The organism is Actinomadura rubrisoli (genome assembly GCF_004349215.1).
Taxonomy (GTDB): domain Bacteria; phylum Actinomycetota; class Actinomycetes; order Streptosporangiales; family Streptosporangiaceae; genus Spirillospora; species Spirillospora rubrisoli.
This window is the reverse complement of record NZ_SMKU01000134.1, coordinates 1-23,856: the sequence shown is the minus strand read 5'-3', so window position 1 is coordinate 23,856 and position 23,856 is coordinate 1. Positions and strand designations below refer to the sequence as shown.

At 71.7% G+C, this 23,856-nt stretch carries 24 protein-coding genes; 11 read left to right on the top strand and 13 right to left on the bottom strand.

Annotated features, from left to right (window positions below):
- On the bottom strand, window positions 1-499 hold a 499-nt coding region (locus E1298_RS23840), incomplete at its 3' end, for a TetR/AcrR family transcriptional regulator (protein WP_131896874.1).
- Between the two features lie 161 nt (window positions 500-660).
- On the opposite strand from E1298_RS23840, the gene E1298_RS23835 reads away from it, so the two are divergent.
- The 6 genes from E1298_RS23835 (at window position 661) to E1298_RS23810 (ending at window position 5,992) form a co-directional block, all read left to right on the top strand.
- Window positions 661-1,251: an SRPBCC family protein gene (locus E1298_RS23835; RefSeq protein ID WP_131896872.1), complete on the top strand. Its 591-nt coding sequence runs from the start codon at window positions 661-663 to the stop codon at window positions 1,249-1,251.
- A 160-nt stretch (window positions 1,252-1,411) separates the two neighbouring features.
- The gene (locus E1298_RS23830; RefSeq protein ID WP_131896878.1) at window positions 1,412-2,212 is read left to right on the top strand and encodes a helix-turn-helix transcriptional regulator; all 801 of its coding nucleotides are present in this window, start codon (window positions 1,412-1,414) and stop codon (window positions 2,210-2,212) included.
- A 70-nt stretch (window positions 2,213-2,282) separates the two neighbouring features.
- Window positions 2,283-3,044, top strand: a complete 762-nt coding sequence (locus E1298_RS23825) for an SDR family NAD(P)-dependent oxidoreductase (protein WP_131896870.1) — start codon at window positions 2,283-2,285, stop codon at window positions 3,042-3,044.
- 138 nt (window positions 3,045-3,182) lie between these two features.
- The gene (locus tag E1298_RS23820; protein ID WP_131896868.1) at window positions 3,183-4,043 is read left to right on the top strand and encodes a CPBP family intramembrane glutamic endopeptidase; all 861 of its coding nucleotides are present in this window, start codon (window positions 3,183-3,185) and stop codon (window positions 4,041-4,043) included.
- Between the two features lie 26 nt (window positions 4,044-4,069).
- Window positions 4,070-5,299 carry a sensor histidine kinase gene (locus E1298_RS23815; protein ID WP_131896876.1) on the top strand — a complete coding sequence of 410 codons (1,230 nt, stop codon included), beginning with the start codon at window positions 4,070-4,072 and terminating at the stop codon, window positions 5,297-5,299.
- 3 nt (window positions 5,300-5,302) lie between these two features.
- Window positions 5,303-5,992 carry a response regulator gene (locus tag E1298_RS23810; RefSeq protein ID WP_131896866.1) on the top strand — a complete coding sequence of 230 codons (690 nt, stop codon included), beginning with the start codon at window positions 5,303-5,305 and terminating at the stop codon, window positions 5,990-5,992.
- Here E1298_RS23810 and E1298_RS23805 read toward each other — a convergent pair.
- The gene (locus tag E1298_RS23805) at window positions 5,959-6,375 is read right to left on the bottom strand and encodes a hypothetical protein (protein ID WP_131896864.1); all 417 of its coding nucleotides are present in this window, start codon (window positions 6,373-6,375) and stop codon (window positions 5,959-5,961) included. The genes E1298_RS23810 and E1298_RS23805 overlap by 34 nt on opposite strands.
- A 2-nt stretch (window positions 6,376-6,377) precedes the next feature.
- Window positions 6,378-6,776: a rhodanese-like domain-containing protein gene (locus E1298_RS23800; RefSeq protein ID WP_131896862.1), complete on the bottom strand. Its 399-nt coding sequence runs from the start codon at window positions 6,774-6,776 to the stop codon at window positions 6,378-6,380.
- 99 nt (window positions 6,777-6,875) lie between these two features.
- Here E1298_RS23800 and E1298_RS23795 point away from each other — a divergent pair, with 99 nt between their 5' ends.
- On the top strand, window positions 6,876-9,179 hold the full coding sequence (locus E1298_RS23795) for an ATP-binding protein (protein ID WP_131896860.1): 2,304 nt from the start codon (window positions 6,876-6,878) through the stop codon (window positions 9,177-9,179).
- A 32-nt stretch (window positions 9,180-9,211) separates the two neighbouring features.
- Here the strand turns inward: E1298_RS23795 and E1298_RS23790 are convergent, their stop codons facing one another.
- Window positions 9,212-10,372 (bottom strand): TetR/AcrR family transcriptional regulator, encoded by a 1,161-nt coding sequence (locus E1298_RS23790; RefSeq protein ID WP_131896858.1) that lies wholly within the window; start codon window positions 10,370-10,372, stop codon window positions 9,212-9,214.
- A 288-nt stretch (window positions 10,373-10,660) separates the two neighbouring features.
- Between E1298_RS23790 and E1298_RS23785 the strand changes: the two genes are divergently transcribed.
- Both E1298_RS23785 and E1298_RS23780 read left to right on the top strand, forming a co-directional pair.
- On the top strand, window positions 10,661-12,238 hold the full coding sequence (locus E1298_RS23785) for a tannase/feruloyl esterase family alpha/beta hydrolase (protein ID WP_131896856.1): 1,578 nt from the start codon (window positions 10,661-10,663) through the stop codon (window positions 12,236-12,238).
- Between the two features lie 86 nt (window positions 12,239-12,324).
- Window positions 12,325-12,906, top strand: a complete 582-nt coding sequence (locus E1298_RS23780) for a DUF308 domain-containing protein (RefSeq protein WP_131896854.1) — start codon at window positions 12,325-12,327, stop codon at window positions 12,904-12,906.
- Here the strand turns inward: E1298_RS23780 and E1298_RS23775 are convergent.
- The 5 genes from E1298_RS23775 to E1298_RS23755 all read right to left on the bottom strand — a co-directional run bounded on the left by E1298_RS23775 (window position 12,890) and on the right by E1298_RS23755 (window position 18,515).
- Window positions 12,890-14,095: an amidohydrolase gene (locus tag E1298_RS23775; RefSeq protein WP_131896852.1), complete on the bottom strand. Its 1,206-nt coding sequence runs from the start codon at window positions 14,093-14,095 to the stop codon at window positions 12,890-12,892. The genes E1298_RS23780 and E1298_RS23775 overlap by 17 nt on opposite strands.
- 56 nt (window positions 14,096-14,151) lie before the next feature.
- The gene (locus E1298_RS23770; protein ID WP_131896850.1) at window positions 14,152-15,762 is read right to left on the bottom strand and encodes an ABC transporter permease; all 1,611 of its coding nucleotides are present in this window, start codon (window positions 15,760-15,762) and stop codon (window positions 14,152-14,154) included.
- On the bottom strand, window positions 15,759-16,619 hold the full coding sequence (locus E1298_RS23765; protein ID WP_243725757.1) for an ABC transporter ATP-binding protein: 861 nt from the start codon (window positions 16,617-16,619) through the stop codon (window positions 15,759-15,761). Before E1298_RS23765 ends, E1298_RS23770 begins: the two co-directional genes overlap by 4 nt.
- 26 nt (window positions 16,620-16,645) lie before the next feature.
- Complete coding sequence (locus tag E1298_RS23760) at window positions 16,646-17,701, bottom strand: ABC transporter substrate-binding protein (protein WP_131896846.1); 1,056 nt, start codon at window positions 17,699-17,701, stop codon at window positions 16,646-16,648.
- A gap of 67 nt (window positions 17,702-17,768) precedes the next feature.
- Window positions 17,769-18,515, bottom strand: coding sequence for an FCD domain-containing protein (locus E1298_RS23755; RefSeq protein WP_131896844.1), 747 nt, complete (start codon window positions 18,513-18,515; stop codon window positions 17,769-17,771).
- Window positions 18,516-18,637: 122 nt separating this feature from the next.
- On the opposite strand from E1298_RS23755, the gene E1298_RS23750 reads away from it, so the two are divergent.
- Window positions 18,638-19,378, top strand: coding sequence for a nucleoside phosphorylase (locus E1298_RS23750; protein WP_131896842.1), 741 nt, complete (start codon window positions 18,638-18,640; stop codon window positions 19,376-19,378).
- Window positions 19,375-20,670: an MFS transporter gene (locus tag E1298_RS23745; RefSeq protein WP_131896840.1), complete on the top strand. Its 1,296-nt coding sequence runs from the start codon at window positions 19,375-19,377 to the stop codon at window positions 20,668-20,670. Before E1298_RS23750 ends, E1298_RS23745 begins: the two co-directional genes overlap by 4 nt.
- Window positions 20,671-20,796: 126 nt before the next feature.
- Here the strand turns inward: E1298_RS23745 and E1298_RS23740 are convergent, their stop codons facing one another.
- The 4 genes from E1298_RS23740 to E1298_RS23725 form a co-directional block, all read right to left on the bottom strand.
- Complete coding sequence (locus tag E1298_RS23740) at window positions 20,797-21,174, bottom strand: STAS domain-containing protein (RefSeq protein WP_165975628.1); 378 nt, start codon at window positions 21,172-21,174, stop codon at window positions 20,797-20,799.
- A gap of 40 nt (window positions 21,175-21,214) precedes the next feature.
- The gene (locus E1298_RS23735) at window positions 21,215-22,165 is read right to left on the bottom strand and encodes an anti-sigma factor RsbA family regulatory protein (RefSeq protein ID WP_131896836.1); all 951 of its coding nucleotides are present in this window, start codon (window positions 22,163-22,165) and stop codon (window positions 21,215-21,217) included.
- Window positions 22,162-22,515, bottom strand: a complete 354-nt coding sequence (locus tag E1298_RS23730) for an STAS domain-containing protein (RefSeq protein ID WP_165975627.1) — start codon at window positions 22,513-22,515, stop codon at window positions 22,162-22,164. Before E1298_RS23730 ends, E1298_RS23735 begins: the two co-directional genes overlap by 4 nt.
- A 152-nt stretch (window positions 22,516-22,667) precedes the next feature.
- A partial coding sequence (locus tag E1298_RS23725) for a nucleoside hydrolase (protein WP_131896832.1) occupies window positions 22,668-23,856 on the bottom strand: 1,189 nt, incomplete at its 5' end.

Sequence of the window (23,856 nt, the reverse complement as noted above, 5' to 3'; positions counted from 1 at the left end):
GGGCGGGGTGGCCGTCCGCCCATTCGCGGTGGTCTTCCAGGTGGGTGTCGAACGGTGTGGCGGGACGATGGGGGGCGGCCATGCAGGCGTCGAGCAGGATCGCCATGATCTCGCGGGAGATGGCCGTGGTCTCGTCGGGTGCGTGGTAGCCGGGGACGGGGGTGCCGTAGAGGAGCAGGTACCGCTGGGGGTCGTGCAGGGCCCAGGTCCGCATGGCGTGCGCCAGCGCGGCCAGGTCGGCGCCCTCGCCGGCGGCCGTGTGCAGGGTGTCGGCCAGGCTCCGGTAGGCGTCGGTGATCAGCTCGGTGATCAGCTCGTCGCGGTTGGCGTAGTAGCGGTACAGCGCAGGTCCGCTCATGCCCATCTGCTTGGCGATCGCGTTGAGCGACAGCGCGGACGCCCCCGCCGCGGCGATCTGCTCCCACGCGCGTTCCTTGATCTCCGCACGCACCTGGGTGCGATAGCGCTCGCGGGGAGTCCTCGTGCCCGCCTCCGCCATGACCTGCCGCCTTCCCCGTATCGCGAAGCCGCCTCGTTGTAGTTAGAAGCTATCACGAATCTTATTGACTATTGTGCGTTCAGAGGGTTATAGCTTCTAACGAACGCCAAGGCTTCTAGCGTCGGTTCGCAGCCGTGCGCTCATCTGAAAAGGGGAACACCATGTCCAGCGTCCGCGCGGCCCTGCTCACCGTCCCGCTCGTCGTCGGCGTCCTCGGCACCGCCGCCGCGCCCGCCGGGGCCTCCGACCAGGCCGGCAAGTCCCTCACCTGCCGTGGGGAGGGCGTCGATCCCAAGGCCCTCGTCCGCTACAAGACCGAGACCGTGGTCCACGCGCGGCTGAGCACTATTTGGAAGCTGCAGACCGATGTGGAGCGCTGGCCGTCCTGGCAGGCCCCCGTCAAGACCATCGAACGCCTCGACCACGGCCCCTTCCGCAAGGGCTCGGCGTTCCGGTGGACGACCCCGGCACCCGACACCACGCTGGTCATCACCTCGACCGTCAAGCAGCTCAAGCACAACTCCTGCATCCGCTGGACCGGCCCCGCGGTCGGTGACGGGCTGCTCATCAACGGCGTCCACGTGTGGAACTTCGCCAGGGTCAAGGGCGGCGTCCTCGTGCGCACCGAAGAGACCCACACCGGTGAGCAGGTCGATGCGAACGTTCCCCTGGCGACCGAGATCCTCGCCAAGGGCCTCAACGCATGGCTGCGCGACTTGAAGGCCACCGCCGAGGCCCGCGACCGCGGCTAGGGCCGGATCAGCGAGCTGCTGGTCACGATCGGGTGACTCGCCCGCGCCGGGACAGGAGCGGGCGAAACCCCGGAAACGATCCGGCCACGACGCTGCCTAACATGGCGTGGTGGACATATCCCGGCTTTCCGCGGACGCGCGGCGACGGCGCAGCGCCGAGATGCGCGAGTTCCTCAGGTCCCGGCGAGCCCGTCTGACGCCCGCGGACGTGGGCATGCCCGACGCCGGAGGACGCCGTACGCCGGGGCTGCGGCGGGAGGAGGTGGCGGTGCTCGCCGGCGTGGGAGTGTCCTGGTACACCTGGCTTGAGCAGGGACGCGACATCAACGTGTCGGCCGGCGTCCTGGACGCCGTCGCGCGCGTCCTGCGCCTGGACGCCGCCGAGCGCGAGCACCTGTACCTGCTGTCCGGCCTCAACCCGCCCCGGTCGGCGCCGTCCGAGCCGCACGTCCCGGAGGAGCTGCGGCGGCTGATCGACGGCTGGCTGCCGCGGCCCGCCTACGTCATCGACCGGCACTGGAACGTCGTGGCGCTCAACCGCGCGGCGCGGCTGGTGTTCCAGTGCAATGAGAACGACCACAACTGCCTGGTCAGCTTCTTCACCAACGCCCGCTACCGTGCCGCGCACCGGGACTGGAAGGACGCGGCGCGCGAGATCGTCGGCCGGTTCCGGGCGGACGCCGCCCGCTACCCGGACGACGCGGAGTTCAGCCGCCTGGCCTCCGACATGTGCGCCGCCAGCCCCGCCTTCGCCGAGATCTGGGCGGAGCTCCCCGTGGGCGCCCCCACCCACGGCGCCAAGGCGCTGGAGGTCCCGGACGCCGGGCTGCTCACCTTCGAGTTCACCTCGCTGCCCCTGCCGGAACTGCCCGGCCAGCGTCTGCTGCTGCACACCCCCGTCCCCGGCACGGGCACGGACGCGCGGCTGGCCGCGCTCCTGGCGGAGCCCTCGATGGTCTGAGGGTGGTGGTGCCGGACCCAGGCCCAGCCGACACTGAGGGATTCCCCCACGTCGCACGATCGTTGTGCACATGAAGCGATTCACGAACAAGACGGTCCTGATCACCGGCGGCACCAGCGGCATCGGGTTCTCCACCGCGCGCCGGCTCCTCGACGAGGGCGCGTACGTCGTCATCACCGGCCGCGACAAGACCCGCCTCGACTCGGCGGTCACCCGCCTGGGCTCCGGAGCGGGGCGGGTCCTCGCCGTCCGCGCGGACGTCGGTGTCCAGGACGATCTCGACGCCCTCATGCGGCGCGCCGAGACCTGGCGCGGCACCCTCGACGCCGTCTTCGCCAACGCAGGCATCGCGGACTTCACGCCGGGCGCCGAGGTCACCGAGGCTGGTTTCGACCGCACCATCGACGTCAACTTCAAGGGCGTGTTCTTCACGATCACCAAGGCGCTGCCCCTGCTGCGCGAAGGCGGCGCCATCGTCATCAACGCCTCCTGGACACTGCACCGAGGACTCCCCGCGGCCGCGCTCTACGCCGCCACCAAGGCCGCCGTCCACAACCTCGCCCGCACGCTCGGAACCGACCTCGCGTCGCGCGGCGTCCGCGTCAACTCCGTCAGCCCCGGCTACATCGCGACCGAGATGTACCGGAACACCATCACCGACCCCGGCGCCGAGACCCGCATCACGGCGGAGATCCCGCTCCGCTCGCTGGGTCACCCGGACGACGTCGCCGCGGCCGTCGCCTTCCTGGCCTCGGACGACGCGTCCTACATCACCGGCCAGGACCTGGTCATCGACGGCGGACTCGTGGCCTCGGCACCCGCCGGCCTCTAGGTGTTCTGAAGCGGGCGCGTGGGATCCCCCGAGAGAGCTACAGGGGGCGTCCGCGCGCGGGTGATTCGCGGACGGCGCCGGGTTCCTAGCGTCGCTGGTGGGTCGCCGAACGTGCGGCCGATGCCAAGGGAGGCCGCGATGAACACGACGTCCACCGCACGACACGACCACCGAACGAATCCGGGAAGCGGGCGCGTCGGCCGGATCGTCCGCTCGCCGCTGGGTTGGATGCTGACCGGTCTGGTCGGCGTCGGCGCGGTCTCGGGTGTGACCGCGAACGGGCCTGGTCCGGTGCCGGTGCTGGGCGCGGCCGTCGCTGTGGCCGTGTACTGGACGGTCATGCGCCACCTCGCGCGGCGGCCCACGCCGGAGATCGCCCGGCGCGGGGCCGGGAGGGAGGCGCTGCTGGGCGGCGGGATCGGCCTGGGGTTCGTCCTCGTCCCCGTCCTCCTGATCACGGTGTTCGGGGGCTACTCGTTCTCCTGGGCAGGTCATGGGTTCCTGCCGGTCGTGGCGTCCGCTGCCGCGACGGCGGTCGGCGCGGCGGTCGCGGAGGAGCTGATGTTCCGCGGTCTGGCCTTGCAGGCCCTGGAACAGCTGTGCGGCAGCCGCGCCGCCCTCGCGATCACCGCGCTGTTCTTCGGCGTCGCACACCTGGCCAACCCCGGTGCCACCGCGTGGAGCGCACTGGCGATCGCCCTCGAAGCGGGTGTCCTGGTCGGCGCCGCGTTCCTGTGGCGACGTAGCATCTGGTTCGTCGCGGGCCTGCACTTCGGCTGGAACACCACCGAGCAATTGCTGGGCATCCCCGTCTCCGGTCACGCGGCCAAGGGCCTGCTCACCGCCGAGGTCGACGGCCCGGCCCTGCTGACCGGCGGCAGCTTCGGTCTGGAGGCGTCGATCGTGCCCGTCGTCATCGGCGTGGGGCTCGCCGTCCCTATGCTCGTCCTCGCCAGCCGGCGCGGCGGTCTGCTGCCCCGGAAGCGGGCCCGGCGCTGAGCCCGGAACTGGAGGAGACGGACGTGATGGTCCCGCTGACGTCCTGGACGGCTCGGCTCCCGCGAACGGCGCTCGGCTGGTGGGACGAGCGGGACGCCTCCGTCAAGGACGGCGTTCTAGCCGGAATCCTCACTCTGCTGGCGTTCGTGCCGACGCTGTCGAACATCGGGGCGCAGATCGGCGATCTGCCCGGACGACCGGCGGACGTGCTGAGCGTCGGGTTGACCCTGGCACAGACCCTGCCGCTGGCGGTCCGCGGACGGTGGCCCGCGGTCTGCCTTACGGTGGTCGGCGGCGCGTTCGCGGTGCATCAGGCACTGGGCTGTCCGGCGACGTTCGGGACCGTGGGGCTCTACGTGGCCCTGTACTCCGCCGGGGCCCACCAGGTCTCCTACCGCCGTCCTCTCGCTGCGGCGGCGAGTGCGGGCTACGCGGTGCTGGCGGTTGTCCTGCACCGCTTCGGCTCACCGCAGCGATTCGGGGACTATCTCGCGTTCTACCTGGGCCTGGCCCTGGTCTGGCTGATGGGGACCGCTGTGCGGAAGTGGCGGGCCGAGGATGCCGAGCGGCGGCGGCTGTCCGCCGAAGTGGCCACGGCCGCCGAACGGGCGCGCATCGCGCGGGAGCTGCATGACGTGGTGACCCATCATGTGACGGCCATGGTGGTCCAGGCCGACGCGGCGCAGTTCCTGATCGGCTCCGCGCCGGAGCGGGCCGGTGAAGGGCTTGCGGCCGTCAGTGACACCGGCCGCCGGGCGCTGACGGAACTGCGGTACCTGCTCGGTGTGCTGGAGGCGACCGGCGGATCGGCGACCGCGGACCCGGGCCGCGCACCCGCCCTGGGAAAGGTGGGGGACCTGGTCGAACAGGCCCGCATGTCGGGTCAGCCCGTCGAGTTCACCGAGCAGGGCACCAGGCGGCCGCAGAGCGTGGACGTGGAGCTCGCCGCCTACCGCGTGGTGCAGGAGGCGCTCACCAACGCGATGAAGCACGCGCCCGGACGGCGCACGGTCGTCGACGTCCGGCACGGCGAGAAACGCATCGAGATCGAGGTGACCACTGACGGACCCGCCCTCGCCCCGCCGACCGTGCCGGGGGCGCGCGAGGCGAGGCCGCCGGGCCAAGGGGGAGGACGAGGGCTGGACGGGCTGCGCGAACGGGTGCGGATGCTCGATGGTGAACTGGGGACCGGGTCCCGGCCTGACGGCGGGTTCGTTGTCCGCGCCGTGATCCCGTCCACGCCGATTCAGGAGTGACCCATGTGCGACTCCCCGCCGATCCGGGTGCTCGTCTGCGAAGACCAGGCGCTGGTGCGGACCGGCTACGTCACCATCTTCTCCGCGCAGCCCGACCTGGAGGTCGTCGGTGAGGCCGAGAACGGGCACGAGGCGGTGGAGGCCGCCCGGCGGCTGCGCCCCGACGTGGTCGTGATGGACATCCGGATGCCCCTGGTCGACGGCATCGAGGCGACCCGCAGGCTCGCCGGTCCCGACGCCGAGGAACCACCGAAGGTACTGGTCGTTACCACGTTCAACGTCGACGCCTACGTCTACGACGCGCTGCGAGCCGGGGCGAGCGGCTTCCTCCTCAAGGACACGCCCCCGGCGGAGCTGGTCGGCGCCATACGCACGGTCGCCCGGGGCGAGGCACTGCTGGCGCCCGCCGTCACCCGCCGGCTCATCGGCCACTTCGCCGAACGGCTGCGCCCGGACGCCGCGTCCCGTCCGGCCAGGGAAGAGGTCATCCGGGCGCTGACCCCCCGCGAACTGGAGGTCCTCCACCTGATCGCGGACGGGCTGTCGAACGCGGAGATCGCCGCGGCCCTGTTCATCACGCCCGAGACGGTCAAGACCTATGTGTCGAGGATCCTGGCGAAACTCGCCCTGCGCGACCGCGTCCAGGCGGTCGTCCTCGCCTACCGGGTGGGGTTGGTATCCGGCACGCCCTGAACCTGATCTGCTTTTTCGCAGGGGCGGTAGCCGGAGCAGAGGATGCGGAGCCAGGTGATCCGGTCGCCGGCGGTGGCGTAGTAAGCCTGCTGTTCGACCAGGTAGTGGGTGGTTCCGGTGCGGACTTGGAGCCGGTAGGAGAGGTGTTCCCGGTCGCTCATGCGGGCGGTGGTGACCTGGACGAGGCGTTCGATGTGGTTGTCGGGGTCGAACCAGCGGCCCAGGATGATGTCGTCGACGGTCTCGGCCGGGGTGGCCGCTTCCCAGGCCCGTCCGGGGGTGAGGGCCCTGAAGTCGATCTCGGGTCCGAGCAGGGCGCACAGCGCGTCGCGGTCCTTGGCCGCGAGGGCCTGCGCGAACCTCTCGCCGAGCGTCGCGCTCATCGTCAGGCTCCGTCTGGCTGCTGGAAGGTCACGGGACGGCCTTGCTGCTTCCACGCGGCCAGGCCGCCGTCGAGGTGGGCGACGTCGGTGTAGCCGAGTTCCTGGAGGGCCAGCGCGGCGAGCGCGGAGCGGCCGCCGGACGCGCAGTACAGGACGGTCGGGGACGCGGGGTCGAACTCGGCGCGGTGGTAGGCGCTGGAGGGGTCGGCCCAGAACTCCAGCATCCCGCGCGGTGCGAGGACCGCCCCGGGGATGTGGCCCTCACGCTCGACCTCGCCGGGTTCGCGGAGATCGACCAGCGTCGGGCGGCCGTCCTCCAGGGCCTGGGCGGCCTCGGCGACGGTCAGGTTCCGAACCTGGGTGCGGGCGTGAGCGATCATATCGGTGACGGAGCTTCCCATGACCTTCCTTTCCTCGGGTCGTTTCGCCATTCCACAGCCGTGGACGTGGGCGGCGCATCCGTGCTCAATACGGAAGTCTTCTGAGGGGGAGGTCGCGCGGTGGACGATGAGGCCATGCCGGGCCGGTTGCGGGACGCCGGGGTCACCCGCCGGGAGCTTGAGGTCTTCTGGCTGGTCGGCGACCGGCTGGGCAACCGGGAGATCGCCGACCGGCTGCGGCTTTCGGAGCGCACGGTGGAGAGCCACGTGTCCGCGTTGCTGCGCAAGCTCGCCGCGGGCTCCCGGAGGTCGCTGGTCGAGACGGCCGGCCGGCTGCGGGAGCGCAGCAGTGCCCTGCCCCAGCCGTTGTCGTCGTTCGTCGGCAGGGAGAGCGAGCTCGACGATCTCGCCGGGCTGGTCACGACCCGTCGCATGGTGACGCTCACCGGTCCCGCCGGAATCGGCAAGACCCGGGTCGCGCTGCATATGGCCCACGCGATGAAGGAGCCGCCGCCGGCCGTCCTGGTCGATCTGGCGGTGGTCCCGCCGGGGCATCCGGTGGACCGGACCTTCGCGGACGCCCTCGGGGTGGAGGGCGACGGCAGGGCGATCGGCCCGCTGATCCGGGCCGCGATCCGGGCCCGGCCGTGCCGGCTGATCGTCGACAACTGCGAGCACGTCACGCCCGCGACGGCGGCGCTGCTCGCCGACCTGCTGGCCGCCGCCGGAGGTCTCCACGTCCTCGCGACGAGCCACGGGCCGCTCGGCGTGGCGGGTGAGGTCGTCTTCGAGGTTCCTCCGCTGCCGCTCAGTGAGGATGACGATCCCGGCGTCGTCCTGAACTCGCCCGCGGTCCGGCTGTTCGTGGACCGCGCGACCGCCGCCGCGCCGGGTTTCACCGTCGCACCGGCGGACGTGGCCCGGATCGCGATGATCTGCCGGCGCCTGGACGGGCTGCCGCTCGCGATCGAACTGGCCGCCACCCGGATCCGGGCCTTCTCGCCCGGCGAGCTGCTGGACCGTCTGGACGACCGGTTCGCGCTGCTGACCGGCGGAGCGCGGCCCGGCCGCCACCGCACCCTGGAGGAGGCCCTGCGCTGGAGCTATGACCTCCTCGACGAGGACGAGCGGCTGCTGCTGGACCGCTGCTCGGTGTTCCCCCACGAGTTCGGCTACGACACCGCCGTCCAGGTCCTGGCCGGGCCCCCGCTGACCGCGGCCGATCTCGCGCGGCTCTTCCCCCGGCTGCTGGACCGCTCGCTGATCTCCGTCCGCCGCCGGGCGGGCGCGACCCGGTACCGGCTCCTCGACAGCATCCGCCAGTTCGCGCTGGGCAGGCTCGCCGAGCGCGGCGAGTCCGAGGAGGCCCACGACCGGCACGCCCGGCACCATCTGGAACACGCGGTGACCCTCGTGCCCGGCCTGCGGGGGCGGGACCAGCCTGCCGCGCTGCGCTGGTTCGGCGAGCACTGGACCGATCTGCGGACGGCGATGCGCCGGGCCCTCGACACCGGCGACACGGCGTCGGCCTGGGGGTTCCTGGCCGGGATCGGCACGGGCTGGGAGATCCTCGGCGCTCGCGGCGAGCTGTTCGACTGGCTGGACGCCCTCGTCGACCGGCCGCGCCCCGGCGGCGCGATCGGCGTCCACGCCGCGATCACCTGCTGCATCCTGTACTGCTATCAGGACACCGGCCGAGCACGGGAGTTCGCGACGTGGGCGGACGCGCAGGCCGCGGACGCGGAGGAACGGGCACTCGCCGACCTCATGCTGGGCTGGGTGGCGATCTACGGCGACGACCGTGACGCGGCGGCGCGGATCCTCGGCAGCGCGGCCGCGGGCTTCGACGGACTGGGCGATGTCTGGCACCGTGCGCTGGCCCTGTCACTGCTCGGGCTGGCGACCCAGGACATCGGAACGGCCGTCGAAAGGCAGAGCGCCGCCGCCGACCTGTTCGGGCGGCTCGGCGACCACGTCAAACGCGCCAACTGCCTCAACCACATGGCCTCCGCGGTCATCGAGGCGGGCGTCCGCCTCCCCGAAGCGCGGACGTGGCTGGACGAGGCCGCCGAACTCGCCCTGCGAACCGGGAACGACCACGAACGGTTCCATGCCGAGCTCAACGGTACGCGCCTCGCCCAACTGCGGGCGGACCATCGGGCGGCGGCGACGGGTTTCGCGGAGCTCCTGCCCGAGTTCCTGCGGATCGGCGACCTGCGCTGTGCGACCCGATGCCATTACGGCCTCGGCCAAGCCGCGGCGGCCGCCGGCGACCACGAGCGGGCGAGGGAGCACCTCGTCACGGGCAACCGCATCGCCGTCGCCACCGACGACCAGCACCTGATCGGTATCGGGCGCGGCCTGCTCGCCGCGACCGAGCACGCGCTGGGCCGTCCGCCGGACCCCTCGCCGCCGCGCCGGTGACGGCCCGCGAAGCGGCGGCTTGCGCGCGGGTCTCAGGTGCCGAGGAGGATGAGTTCGGCCAGGTGCTTGATCGTCGGCATGGCGTTCGGCCGCTGCCGCAGCTGGCGGTTGAAGGCGAAGTCGTTGATGACGGCGAGTGCCGCGTGGACGCGGGCGCGGGCCTGCATGACCGGCATCTCCGGACGGATCTCGCGGAGCAGGTGCAGCCATTCGGCGAGGTATTCCTGCTGGCTCTGGGTGGCGCGGGGACGCTGGTCGTCGGAGAGGTGCCTGGCCTCGCTGAGGAGGATGTCGATGAAGGTGATGTGGTCCACCGCGAAGTCGACGTAGGAGTCGCTGAGCCGCCGTAGCGCGTCTTCGGCGTTCGAGGCGGCGGCGAGCGCGCGCATCATGTCGTGGCGCAGCCATTCGTCGCTGCGGACCAAGGCCGTGTAGAGCAGTTCCTGTTTCGAGCGGAAGTGGTGGTAGACGCTCGGCCCGGAGATCCCCGCCGCCGCGCCGATGTCCTCCATGCTGATCCCGTTGTAGCCGTGCGCGGCGAACAGGGGCACCGCCGCCGCGAGCAGCCGCTCACGTCTCGCTTGAGGGGCGAACCCCTGGACGGCCTCCGGCTGCGGCAGGTCAGGTGAGGGTGTGGCGGCGAAGACCGTCCGGACGAGCTTCTCCAGCAGTGACGCGTACTCGCCCTTGGGCAGTTCCACGCTGTGGTGGCCCACGATTTGCAGCACGGCCCAGCCCGTCCACGCCAGCAGCTCCGCGTCGGACGGGTCGAGCGCGGGACGCGCGGCGAGCAGCGCCGAGGCGAGGTGGCCGTTCAGGGCGTCCAGCTCGTCCCGGATCATCGCGTGCTCGTCGGCGGGCAGCGCCCTGGCCTCGCGCTGCCACAGGACGCCCAGCCGGGGGTGGTCGAGAGCGGCGCGCACCAGGTCGGGCAGCATGCCGTCCAGGGGCCTGTCCGCCACCACGTCCCGGAACGGCTGGAGTTCGGCCAGGACGACCACGGCGAGCAGCCGGGCCTTGCCGGGAAAGTGCCGGTACAGCGCGGACGGCCGGACGTTGACGGCGCCGGCGACGTCGCTGACCGACACCTGGCGGTAGCCGTTGCGGTGGAACAGGTCGGCGGCCGCCGCGATGATCAGCTCCCGCCTGTTGCGCGGCCGGGTGCCGTGCGGCGGTGCCCCTGCGGTTTCCATGTCCGGCTCCCTCTTCGTCGTGTTCGCGGCCGCCGAACTCTCGGCCCGAACCGGCTCTGGTCCACCACGAAAACGTAGCCGCACCCGTCCGCCCGTCCGCCGCCGCCGCCGTGGTCGAGTCACGCAGGGACTGATGCCAATCTATGGATCATTCACTTGTCTAGGCCGCCCGCTGGTCTATAGTCGCGATGTGGTCGAGCTTACGCCTAGTTCTAGGTCACTTAGCTGGACGGCTCGGCCCGAGACGGGCTTCGTCCGAGAACAGCGATCTTCGAGAGGTGAACACCCATGCGGCCTCTGCTCAGAAGGGCGACGCCGACACTTGCCCTGGTCACCGCCCTGCTCCTCGCCGTCGCCTTACTGCCGGGCCCTGGAGCGACGGGTGCGGCCAAGACCGGGGTCCTGGACGGTTCGCGGTCGGCGGCGACCGCGCGGGAACCGGGGGCCTGCGAGAAACTGCTGTCGGCCCCCGTCGAGCAGCTCAAGGGGGCTCCCACGCGCGTGGAGACGGCGGCCGTCGTCGCGGCGAAGGGCGATCTGCCCGAGTACTGCCGGGTGACCGGATACGTCGCGCCCCATCAGATCCGGTTCGAGCTGCGGCTGCCGACCGGGTCGTGGAATGGGGGCTACTACCAGACCGGCTGCGGCGGACTGTGCGGGAACGTCCCGATCGAAGGCTGCGGCACCGCGCTCGGACGCGGCTTCGCGGTCGCGGCGGAGAACACCGGCCACACCGCCGACAGCCAGGACGCCCTCTGGGCCTACGGCGACAAGGCCGCCAAAGCCGCGTTCGGCTACCTGTCACCGCACGTGGTGTCGGTCGCCGGGAAGGCCCTGACCAAGATCTACTACGGACGGGCGGCGCGGCACGCCGTCTTCGAAGGATGCTCCAACGGCGGGCGGCAGGGCATCGAGGTGGCGTCGCGCCACCCGGAGGACTTCGACGGGGTCATCGCCCGCGACCCGGTGCTCCACGCCCCGCAGGTCGGCATGTTCTACATCTGGGTCACCAAGGTCAACCGCCGCGCCGGCGGCGGCACCATCCTGCCGGCGCAGAAGCTCCCGCTGATTCACAAGGCCGTGGTCGCCGCCTGCGGCGGGGCCGATGGGGTGATCGCCGATCCGTTCCGCTGCGGCTGGGATCCCGGAAGGATCCAGTGCAAGCCGGGCCAGGGGTCCGCGACCTGCCTCACCGCGGCGCAGGTGGACGTGGTGAGGAAGTTCTACGCCGGTCCGTCCGACAGCCACGGCCGGGCTCTGTATCCGGTCGACGGCAAGCTGCGCGGTCTGCCGGTCGGAGCCCTTCAGCGCGGTTCCGAACTCGAATGGGCCAATCCGGCCCTCGACCTGATCAGCGCCGCGCCGGGAAAGAAGGCCGTCGCCGAGATCTTCGCCGGCGGCTTCTACCGGTATCTCCTGTTCGCCAAGGACAAGGGGCCCACCGCGAATTACCTCGACTTCGACTTCGACCGGGATCCGGGGCTCCTCGATAACACCTACTTCGGCACCGGCAGCCGCGACCTGCGCGCCTTCCACCGGGCAGGCGGACGCCTGCTGCTCATCCAGGACCTCGCCGACCAGGCCGTCCCGCCCACCAGCACCACGACCTACTACGACGAGAGCGTGGCCGCCAACGGCGGCGGCCGGGCCGCCGACAGCTGGATGCGGCTGTTCACCGTCCCGGGGACGCCCCACTGCGACCTGGTCAGCAGCGCGCCGGGGGTCATCGACGCGCTGACGGCGATGACGCAGTGGATCACTCGCGGCCAGGCGCCCGCGACCCTCACCGCCCAGCAGTTCGACAGCGCAGGGCACGTGACCGGTCGGCGCACGCTCACCCCGTACCGATCGACGCACCACCGATAGCGGCTCCGGCCCGCCTCGGGTCGCTCATCCCGAGGCGGGCCGCGTCGCCTTATTGCTCAAACTGCCTTCCTACTGAAAGGCCCCTCATGTTCCCGACGGCCCATGCAGAACAACCGGCATCAGAAATCGCGTCGACGGCCCGTCCTCTGCGCACCCTTTACCTCATCCGCGCGGGCACGGCCGTCGGCTGGGCCGCCGCCCTGGCGGTCGGCTCGGACACCAAGGCGGCGGCGGTCGCGCTGCTGATCTTCTATCCCCTGCTGGACGTGGCCGCCTCGCTCGTGGACGCGCGGATCCACCGCGGGACCGCAGCGGCCAGGACGCAGCGCTACAACGCCGCCGGCGGCGCCGCGACGGCCATCGCCATCGCGGTCGCCGCCGCCTCCGCCACGTCCGACATGATCGCCGTGTTCGGCGTGTGGGCGTTCCTGTCAGGCGCGGTCCAGTTGTTCGTGGCGCTGCGCCGGCGCCGCGAGCTTGGCGGCCAGTGGCCCATGATCATCAGCGGTGGCCTGTCCGCCGTCGCCGGTGCCATGTTCCTCGCCGCCTCGGCCTCCGCCGACGCGGACCCGAAGATCCTGGCGAAGTACGCCCTCGCGGGCGCCGCCTTCTACGTCGTCTCCGCCTTCCGCCTCGGAGCGCGGCGGCCGGTCAGGGGGCGGTCGTGAGGGTCCCGGAACGGGCGACGATCTTTCCGCGCTTCATGACGAGCGTCCGCGCCGGCGGTTCCACGACGAGCTCGCCGATCGTCTCTCCCGGGAGGACGACAAGGTCGGCGATGTCCCCGGCCTTGAGGTCGGACCGCGGGACGCCGAGGACGTCGCGGCCCAGGGTCGTGCCCAGGGACGCCGCGAACTCCAGGTCGTCGTCCATGCGCCAGTAGCACTTGTAGGACATGAACATCGCCCTGGCGAGGATGTCGCCCTCCCCCCACGGCGACCAGCGGCTGCGGGCGGAGTCGGATCCGAGGCACATCCGCACGCCCCTCGCGTGCAGGGCCTTGACGTCCGGCACCGCGAGGAGCCCGTGCACGCCGACGGTGATGGCGATGTCCGCGTCGGCGAGCGCCGACGCCAGGCGCTCGAACTGCGGCGGCGTCGGGTCGGCGAGGCTGAACACGTCGCACAGGCTGACCTTGCCCTGCATGCCGAGCGCCTTGACGCGCTCGGCGATGCGCTCGATGAGCCAGACGCCGAGCTCACCGGACTCGTGCGCGTGGAAGTCCACCGGCACCTGGTACCGCTCGGCGAGGCCGAAGACGATGTCGAGCTGGCGTAGCGCGTCGCCGTCGACGCCCGCGGGGTCAAGCCCGCCGATCGCGTCGGCCCCCTCGCGCAGGGCCTGTTCGAGCAGCTCGGCGGTGCCGGGCTTCCTCAGGATGCCGAGCTGGGGGAACGCCACGATCTGCAGGTCCGTCAGGTCGGCCATCTCCTCGCGCACCTGGAGCAGCCCGTGGATGCCGTCGAGGCCGACCTCCGGGGCCACGTCGGTGAAGGTCCTGATGGACGTCGAGCCGTACGCGACGCACTTGTCGAGGAAGGCGCGCGCCCGCGTGGCGACCGGGGTCGTGGTCTCCGCCCACTGCTGCAGCATGTCATCGAACATCTGCTCCATGGTGATCGGCTCCGACGTCCGCCGCACCCACGGCTCGCCCCACAGGCTCTTGTCGGCGTGGGCGTGGCCGTCGACGAAGCCCGGCAGGACGATCTGCCCGGCGAGGTCTTCGACGTGGTCGGACGGGCCGAGATCGGACGGCACCTCCGCGCCGACGGCCTGGATCCTTCCATCGGCGACGGTGAGGGCCTGCGGGTCGCCCACGCCGTTCACGCGGACGTTGGACAGAATGATTCTGGACATGATTCGCTTTCTCCTGCTTCCCGGGCGTCCGGGACCGTGAATGGTCGGGCCTTCGGTCATTCGAGGCGGCTGAGCGCGGTGTCCTCCAGCGCGCCGGCCAGGCGGTAGGCCATGAGCGAGGCCAGCAGCACGATCGCGACCCCGCCCCAGACGAAGTCGTAGTCCGATAGCGTCGCGGCGACGGTCATCGAGGCGCCCAGCCCGTAGCCGGTGGCGAGCCACTCCGCCACCATGGCCGCGCCGATGGACAGCGGCAGCGCGATCTTGACCGAGGCCAGCAGCGCCGGCAGCGCGTACGGGATGAGCAGCTTGGTGATGCGGTGCCTGCGCCCGGCCCCGACCGCGGTGAGCAGGTCGTTGGCGCTGCGCGGGACCGCCCTCATCGCGAGCAGGACGTTGACGAGGATGGGGAAGAACGTCATCACCGCGATCAGGACCGTCACGGCGAGGACCCCCCGTCCGAACACGAGCGCGAGCAGCGGCATCGCGGCCACGATCGGAATCGACCGGAGGGCGATCGAGATGGGCATCAGCACTCGTTCGATCACCGGGAACTCGTGCGCGACCACCGCCATCGCCACCGCGAGGACCAGCCCGACCAGGAAGCCGACACCGGCGTCGCCGATGGTGCGCAGCAGCGACGAGAGCATGTACGGCAGCGGGTCCTCCGCCTCGCCGGACGCGGTGACCAGCTGGGTGTCCCCGTTCATGAAGTAGGGCAGGACCTCCGCCGGACCCCGGGCCACCGCGCTGCCGCCCGGGACGATGAGGACGAGCAGCCACCAGCAGAGCACGACGCCCGCCAGCGTCCCGACCGACGCGAAGGCGGCGCGCCGCAGGCGGGCGGCCGGGCGCGCGTCCCGCCGTCCGAGCCGGGCCGCCCGCGCGCCGAGGACCGTGTCCATCGAGCGGGTCCACGGCAGGACGGTCCGCACGATCAGCGGCAGGGCCAGGAACGCCGCGGCGGCGAGCAGCGAGGTCACGATCGCCAGGCCCCAGGCGCGGGGGATGTCGAAGGCGCCCTGGGCCTGGATCATGGCGACGCCGAGCCCCTCCGTCCCGCCCATGTACTCCCCGATGATCGCGCCGAGGATGGCGGCGGGCGCCGCGACCTGGAGGCCGCCGACGAAGCTCGGGATCGCCGCGGGCAGCCGCACCTTGCGGATCACCGTCCACTCCGAGCCGCCGCAGGCGCGCACGACGTCGACCGACGTCCGGTCCACGCTGGTGAGGCCGAGGATGGCGGCGACCAGGGTGGTGAAGACCACGGCCTGCGCGGCGAGGATCACGCTCGGGACGTTGCCGCGGAAGGCGATCGCGAGCAGCGGGGCGATGGCGATGAGCGGCAGCGCGATCGCGCCGACCGCGACCCGCTCGAACAGCGCCTGGACGCGCGGGAACGGCAGCGTGCACAGGGCCAGGGCGATCGCTATGCCGTTGCCCCAGAGGTAGCCCTGGAGCGCGGACGACATCGTGACCGCCGCGTTCGGCCCGTAGTAGTCGGCGTCGTCCCGCATCTGCCCGAGCACTGCGGCGGGCGACGGCACCAGCGACCCGAGCCCGCCGAGCGACAGCACCTGCCACGCGGCGACCAGGACCACCAGCGTCAGGAGCGGCGGCACGGCGTGCCGCAGGCGCACGATGACGGGACGGGCGGCGGCGTTCACCGGGCCGCTCCGTCTCCAGGCCCCCGCCCGTTCCCGAGCGCGAGCCCGTCGCCGTTCCCGGTGAACAGCTTCTCCGACAGCTCGTCGCAGACCGCGTGGAAGGCACTGTCCTGCAAGATCTCGGCCGTGCGCGGCCTGGGCAGGTCGACGTGGACGACGTCGAGGATCGTTCCAGGGCGGGGCGACATCAGGACCACGGTGTCGGAGAGCAGCACGGCCTCGGCGATGCCGTGGGTGACCAGCACCGTGGTGGTGCCCCGCTCGGACCAGATCCGCTGGAGCTCGAAGTTGAGCCGCTGCCGGGTCAGGTCGTCCAGCGCCCCGAACGGCTCGTCCAGCAGCAGGAGTTCGGGGTCGGTGACCAGGGACCGGGCCAGCGACACCCGCTGGCGCATGCCTCCGGACAGCTGCGACGGCCGGGCCTTCTCGAACCCCTTGAGGCCGACGAGCCGGATCAGGTCGGCGACCGCGGCGGCGTCGCGGCGGCCGGCGACCTCCAGCGGGAGCCGGATGTTGGCCTCCACGCTCCGCCACGGCAGCAGGCCGGCGTCCTGGAACGCGATGCCGACGCCGTGCCCCTCGCGCAGCTCGCGCGGCGTGCGGCCGTGGACCGTGACGGTTCCGCCGGTGGGGGTCTCCAGGTCGGCCAGCATCCGCAGGACGGTGGACTTGCCGCACCCGGACGGGCCGAGCAGCCCGACGAACTCGCCGCGGCGGGACTCGAAGGAGAACTCGCGCAGCGCTTCGACCGGCGCCCCCTTGTCGTCGCGGAAGGTCTTCTTCAGGCCGCTCGTGCGGATCCCTTCGGAGACCTGCGCGTCGGCCGGGGCGGCGTTCGCCGCCGCGGTCTCCAGCACTCTTCTCTCCTTCGGCATGGCGCGGCTCATCCCCCGAGAAGTTCGTTGGTGAACAGCGACTTGTCGAGCTTGATCCCGATACTGGTCAGGCTCGTGATCGTCTCCTGGACGAGCGCGTCGGACATCCAGAACAGGCCCTTGGACCCGGCGCCGCCGGTGCCCGTGCCGGAGACGAACGGCGCGATGGCGGCGAGCGACTTGGCCTGCTCGTCGGGCTTCAGGCCGAGCTTGGCGCCGTACTTCTTGATGATCACGTCGGCGGCGTGCTTCTGGTCGCGCAGTGCCGCCTCCCAGCCCTGCCGGGCGGCCGCCATGAACTTGCGGGCGTTCTCGCGGGCGGCGGGGTCGTCCAGCGTCTTCTGCGAGACGAAGAAGACGCTCTGCATCCGGTTGAATCCGAAGTCGGCCAGCGGCATCACGTGCGTCTTGACCCCGCGCAACGCCAGCGACACCGGCTGGTTCGACGCGAACCCCCAGATCGCGTCCACCTCGCGGGCGGCGAGCGGCGCGGGATCGAACTGGATCGGGACGAGCTTCACCTTGCTGACATCGACGCCGTTGCGCTTCATGAACACCAGGGCGGTGTTCTTTCCGGCCAGCGTGATGCCGAGCTTCTTGCCCTCGATCTCCTTCGGGGTCTTGACCGGACGGTCGGCGAGCGAGATCCAGGACTCGGGGCTCTTCTGCAGCCCGGCACCGACGATCTTCAGCTTCGCGCCCCGGGCGACGGCGGTGGCGACGTTCTCCGGGATCGCCTCGACGCCGAGGTTGACGCGGTTCGTCGTGACCATCGGGACGACCGAGGAGTTCGGCCCGCCCGGGAGGATGTCGACGTTGAGTCCCTGCTTGGTGAAGAGCCCGTCCTCGGCCCCGACGAAGATGCCCGCGTACTCCGCGTTCGGAATCCAGGCGAGCTTCACCGAGAACCGGCCGCCCTTGGAGCCGGCGCCGTCGCCGTCGCTCGTGCCGCACGCGGACAGCCAGGGGACGGCCGAGCCGGCCGCCACCACGGCGGCGCCCTGGCCGGCGTACCGGAGGAAAGAGCGCCTGCCCAATCCGGACGGCGTGGGAATATGGGTCATTCGTGCTCCCGAAAGTCGGGCTCCCGAAAGAGTCGTCGTGATCGCTGTGGTGATAGGGGCCGGCGCTCTACGCGAGATCGATTTCCGCGAGCAGCGTGTGGATGACGTGAGCGTTTCCGCTGTTGGCGAAGTGCTCCGTTTCGCGGATCATTCCGTCGAGGTGCACGACCATGAGTCGCTCCGCGCCGTCGGCATCCCGGTCGGAGATGCTCGCGACGATGTCACGATGCTCCTGGTCCCATCGGACCAGGGCATCCTGCTTGATTCCGATCATGATGAGCAGGCGTTCGAGCAGGTCGAGCCGCTCGTCGAAGAGCGTCGTGGTGATGGCCTGGATCTGCTTGTTGTGCGATGCCTGGCCGATCGTCTTGTGAAAGGCGAGCCGCTCCCGCCAGCGCGCCTCACCGTCCGTCTCGACCATCGCGCGGAGGCGGGTGAGCTCCTCCGGGCGCGCCCGGAGCGCGGCGGCCCGCGCGGCCTCCCGCTCGATCCCCCGCCGGCCGATCAGGTGGTCGATCAGGTCGTGGACGTCGCGCAGGTCGAGGGCGTCGGCGAAGTATGACGCCCGCCTGCTGTCGAGCTGCTGGTTGGCCGCGACACGGGTGCCCTCCTCGGTGAGGATCCGTCCCTTCTTCCCCAGCGACTGGGTGAGGGCGCGCTCGTCGAGGTCGCCGAGCAGCCGGCTGACGGTCGACTCGCTGACGTCGAAGCCGCGCTCCCGCAGGTGGCGGGCGGCGGCACGCGCCCCCACCGGGCCCTCGTGGGCGCTCATGAACGCCAGGACCGCGGACTCCATCGCCGGCGTGTGCCGCACCGTTGCCTCCTCGTCAGGGCCGTTGCCGGAACCGTAGGTGTCTTGTCCACGTATGTCAATAGTGACGAACGTGGGCGTGATGTGACACTGTTTGGTCGCAATTGACGGATGGAAGGAATCGGATGAATAGCGACAAACTCGCCCACCATCTGCATCTGCGCGCCCGGGATGTGGGCCGGTACGCCCTCCTGCCCAGCAATCCGGACCAGGTGGCCTCGATCGCCGCGCTCCTGGACGAGCCGGAGTTCGTCGCCCGGAACCGCGAGTTCGAGACCTGGCGCGGCACGGCGGGCGGCGAGACGGTCGTCGTGACCTCCACCGGCGTGGGCGGGCCGTCCACCGCCCTGGCCGTGGAGGAACTGGCCGCGCTCGGCGTCGACACCATGATCCGGGTCGGGGTGTCGGGCTCGATGCAGCCCGGCACCGCGAACGGCGAGCTGGCCGTCCTCACGGGGGCGATCCGCGACGAGGGCACCACCAGGCAGTACCTGCCGGTCGAGTTCCCGGCCATCGCGGACATCGACGTGGTGCTCGCGCTGCGCGAGGCCGCGGACCGCGCGGGCGTGCCGTACCGGTGCGGGCCCGCGCACACCAAGGACTCGTACTACGGCGAGACGGAGCCGGACCGGATGCCGCTCGCGGCCTCGCTGACCGAGCGCTTCGAAGCCTGGCGCCGCGGCGGGGCCATCTGCTCGGAGATGGAGACCGCCGCGATGCTCATCGTCGGAACCGTCCTCAACGTGCGCACGGGCAGCGTCGTGATGATGTGGAGCCAGGACGCCATCGACACCGGCACCGCCCCGTCCACCGACCCGCTCCTGGCCACCGCCGTCGACGCGATGCGCAGGATCATCGCGACGTGACGACGAACCGTCCTCGCCTGGATTCGGACGGGGACTCGTCCGCCCGGCCCGGCCCGGACGGCCGGCCCCCCGCACCGGCGCGCAAGCGCGGCGCAATGAGGCGGCCCCTGGCGGTGCTGGTCGCCGTCGTCCTCGTCGCCGCGAACCTCCGCGTCGCGGTGACGAGCCTCGGCGCCGTGCTCGACCAGGCCCGCACCGATCTCGCGATGTCCACCTTCGCCGCGGCGACCGCGGCGACCCTGCCGGTCGTGTGCTTCGGCGGCGTCGCGCTCACGACGCCCTGGCTCATCCGGCGCGTGGGCGCGAAGACCGGGCTCGGGCTCGCGCTCGGCCTGCTGCTGGCCGGGCTGCTGATCCGGGTCGGCGGCGGCGAGGCCGCGCTCCTCGCCGGCACGTTCGTCGCCTGCGCCGGCATCGCGGCGGGGAACGTGCTGGTCCCGGTGATCGTCAAGATCGAGTTCCCGGGCCGCGTCGGCGAGGTCACCGGCGCCTACAGCGCCGCCATGTCCGCCGGGGCCGCGACCGGCGCCGCCGCGACGGTGCCGGTCGGCGACGCCCTCGGCGGCTGGCGGGCCGGCCTCGCCGCCTGGTCCGTCCTCGCCGCCGCGGCCCTGGTGGTCTGGCTGCCCCAGATCCGCCGGAGCGCCGCCCGGTCCGAACCGCGCACGCTGATGACGGCCATGATGCGCAGCCGGGTCGCCTGGGCGGTCACCCTGCTCTTCGCGACGCAGTCCGTGCTCGCCTTCGTCGTCATGGCCTGGCTGCCGACCATCTACCTCGACGCCGGCTTCACACCGGGCGAGGCCGGCACGCTCCTGGCCGTCGCGCTCCTCGTCGGTGTGCCGGTGTACTTCGTCGTCCCGGTCCTGGCGGCACGCCTGCGGCGGCAGGGTGTCCTCGGCGCGGGGATGACCGCCGCCCAGATCGGCGGCCTGACCGGCCTCCTGCTGCGCCCGGAGTCGGTCCCCTGGCTCTGGGCGGCGCTCATCGGCATCGGCGGCGGCGTGTTCCCGCTGACCTTGGCGCTGTTCAGCATGCGGACCCGCACCGCGGCGGACACGGCCGCCCTGTCGGCGATGGCGCAGAGCGTCGGCTACCTCCTCGCCGCACTCGGCCCGTTCACCGTCGGCGTCCTCCGGGACGCCACCGGCTCCTGGTCCGCGCCGGTGGCGCTCCTCGTGGCGATCTGCGTCGTCCAGGCGGCCCTGTCCTTCGGCGCCGGAAAGCCGCGCTTCGTGGACGAGCCGACCACGGACGACGATCCGCGACGGGCGCCGGACCGGCAGCGCTGAGACGGAGGCCGGGCCGTACGGGGGCACCACAGGGGCGACGGCCCGGCCTCGTCACCCCATCCTCGCCCTGCTGGAAGTTGTGCGCACCGATAAACGAAATATCTTCATGTCCGCATTCGGCCCCCTCTAGCGGCCGGGGGTCGAGTCGGTGCCCAGCCGGTTCTCGGCCAGGATCCTCAGGGCCTCGGTCGGGCTGTCGGAACGCGGGATGTGCTTGGCCATGCCGGTGACCCACAGGGCACGGGCGTTGGCGGGGGTCGCGCCGACCAGGACCAGGAGGTGGTCGGTTCGCGCCAGCCGCTGCCAGTGCTGGATCAGCACGCCCATGGAGCCGGTGTCGATGAACGTCATCTCGGTCAGGTCGACGATGAGATGCGTGGCCTGCCGGCCCGCGGCGGCCAGGCAGTCGTCCAGTTGCTGGAGGTTGGTGACGTCCAGGCTGCCGCGGGCCGTGACGAGGCAGTGATCGGGGTGCTGGCTGATGGACAGGTCCAGATCTGCCACCGGTGACCTCTTTCGCGGAAGCAGGGGGCGGATGCGGGGGTCAGCGGGCGAAGTAGACGCGGATGGTGGTGCCCTGCGGCCCGGTGTGGAAACGGACCAGATCCGCCAGCTGGTTGACCAGGAGCAGACCCCGTCCGCCGGGGCTGGTGAGGGCGACGGGGAGACGGCCGGCCAGCGGGTCGGTGATGTGCCCCTTGTCGGCGACCTCGAACACCAGGTGTTCGGGCTCGGCCCAGATCCGCAGGGTCCCCTTCCCGCCGCCGTGCACCAGGGTGTTGCCGGTCAGCTCGTTGACGGCCAGCTCGGCGTCCAGGACCCGGTTCTCCGCCAGCCCGACGCGCCCGGCGCGCTCGACGACCATGTCCCTGGCCCGCTGCATGAGCCTCGCGTCGAAGCGCAGCACCGCCTCCGGGCGGCCCGCCGGCTCGGGCAGCGGCAGGTTGCACGCGTCGATCACCTGCTCGGCGGCGTACCGGTCGCTGGCGCGTTCGCCGTCGCGGTCGGCCAGGACCGGATGGGTCGCGGCGGCATCGGCCAGCACCCGCGGCTTCAGCGCGGCGGCGTCATAGGGGCACAGGATGGTGACCGGACGGCCCGCGAAGGCCAGGTTGATCAGGGCCTCGTGCTGGAGGCACGCCGGGTACTCGGTGTCGCTGCGGCTCGGCCAGATCGGCTCCCCGATGATCCGCACCCGGCCCTCGGGGTGGGCGTCGGCGAACGCCCGCAGCACCCCGGGGATGATCCGTCCGGGATTGCGGCCCGCCCGCGTCATGTCCAGCAGCCTCACCCGGTCGGCGTCCCGCCCCAGCTCGGCGCGCAGCAGCGCCAGGTTCGGCCCCGGCACCGCGGCCGCGACCGGCTCCCCCTCCGCCAGGCCCGCGCGGATGAACGGCACCGTACCGGCCAGGTACTCCTCGGCGCCGCGATAGAACAACGCCGGATGGCGGAACGCTCCGGCGTCCGCCGCCTCCGGTGCCTCTGTCGTCGTCACTGCCCCCACACCTCGATCCCCGTCGCGTCCGGCCAGAGCACCTGCAGAATCCGGCACAGTGCCCGCGGCGGATCGCACAGCACCACTCTGCCGCCGCCGTCCAGCCGGTCCGCGGCGGCGACCAGCGCCGCGGCACCGCCCGCGTCGACTGTCTCCAGCTCGGCCAGCTCCAACCGGATCTCCGGTGGGCCCGCGTCGGCCAGCCGCTCCAGCGCCGACTCCCAGAGATCCCGGCTGCGGACGTCGATCTGCCCGCTCACCGCAAGGCCGGTGTTCTGCGAAAGCGGCTCCAACCGCAACCCGGCCATGCTTCCGGAGCCGTGCGAGTCACCGCGCGTGTCCCGGCCCACCGTCCTCACCCCGTTCCTCACCGCCGCTGTCGGGTCTGCCCTGTCCCTGCCCATCATGGCCTCTTCCGGCCACGCGGTACATAAGGTCGACGACTTAACCCGGCCGCCGGGCGGCTCTGTCGGGCCGCCCGGCCACCGGAGGGACTATGGGGTCATCGGCGCATGAGGTCGATGTAGAGGTTCCAGAAGGCGTCGCGGTTGATGTCGAACAGGATGCGGACCTTCTGGGTTCCGGCCGGGAAGTTGCCGGGGTCGCTGAACGACCGGCGACGCGACTCGGTGTAGCCGATGGCGCGTCCGTAGTCGGGGCCGTAGGTGTCGTCGACGTCGATGAAACGTTCCTCGACCTTGGTCGCGATGCTGGGCTGGAGGTAGATGGCGGCCGTCAGGGAGTCCCACACGAAGGAACTGGACTGGGGGTTCCGGTCGAAGCGGGGACCGTGCAGGTCCTTGAACATCTTCTTGAGGGGCGTCTGCGGCCCCGCGACGATCCGGTCGTACTCCTTCTTGGTGTAGAAGACCCGCTCGGCGATGTCGTTGGGGACGATGGTCTGCCGCTTGAACGGCGTGCGGAGGGCCATCTTGATGGCCTGGGGGTCGAACCACCAGTTGAACTCGGCGGCGGGCGAGGTGTTGCCGGGGATGTCGATCGCCCCGCCCATGTAGATGACCTCCTTGACCAGGGGGACGATCTCGGGGTGGGTCTTGACGGCGAGGGCCACGTTGGTGGCCGGTCCGAGCACGAACAGCGTCACCTGGCCGGGGTACTTCTTGACCTGCTGGACGATGAAGTCGGCCGCGGCCATCGGGCTGGGCTTGGCCTTGGGGTAGCCGCCGTAGGGCGCGTTGGCGAGCTGGAGGTAGGACGGGGGCCGCTTGTGGCCGAACGCCCCCATGTACTCGACGTTCCCGAAGAGCTTCTCCTCGGCGGGGAGTTGCTGGGCGCGCGCGGCGTTCAGCGGTTCGGGCGCGCCCATGACCACCGGAACGTGCCGCTCCCCGATGAGCTCCAGTTGGCGCAGCGCGTAGGCGGTGCCCTCCTCGGCCCAGGTGTTCCCGGCGACGACCGTCACGCCCAGCAGGTTGCGGGGCGCGGCGTTGTGCAGCATGAACATGGCGATGGCGTCGTCGTTGAGCTGGCCCATGTCGGTGTCGACGATGACCTTGCCCTGGGACGGCTGGACGGGTGCCGCGGGCTGCCGGACGGATGCGGCCGGATTCCGGACGGATGCGGCCGGGCTCCGGGCCGGAGTGGCGGCCGCGGCGGAAGGCACGGCGGCCAGCAAGGCCAGCACGACGGCCGGCACGCTGAATGCGGGGGTGGGGATCTTCATGGGGGTG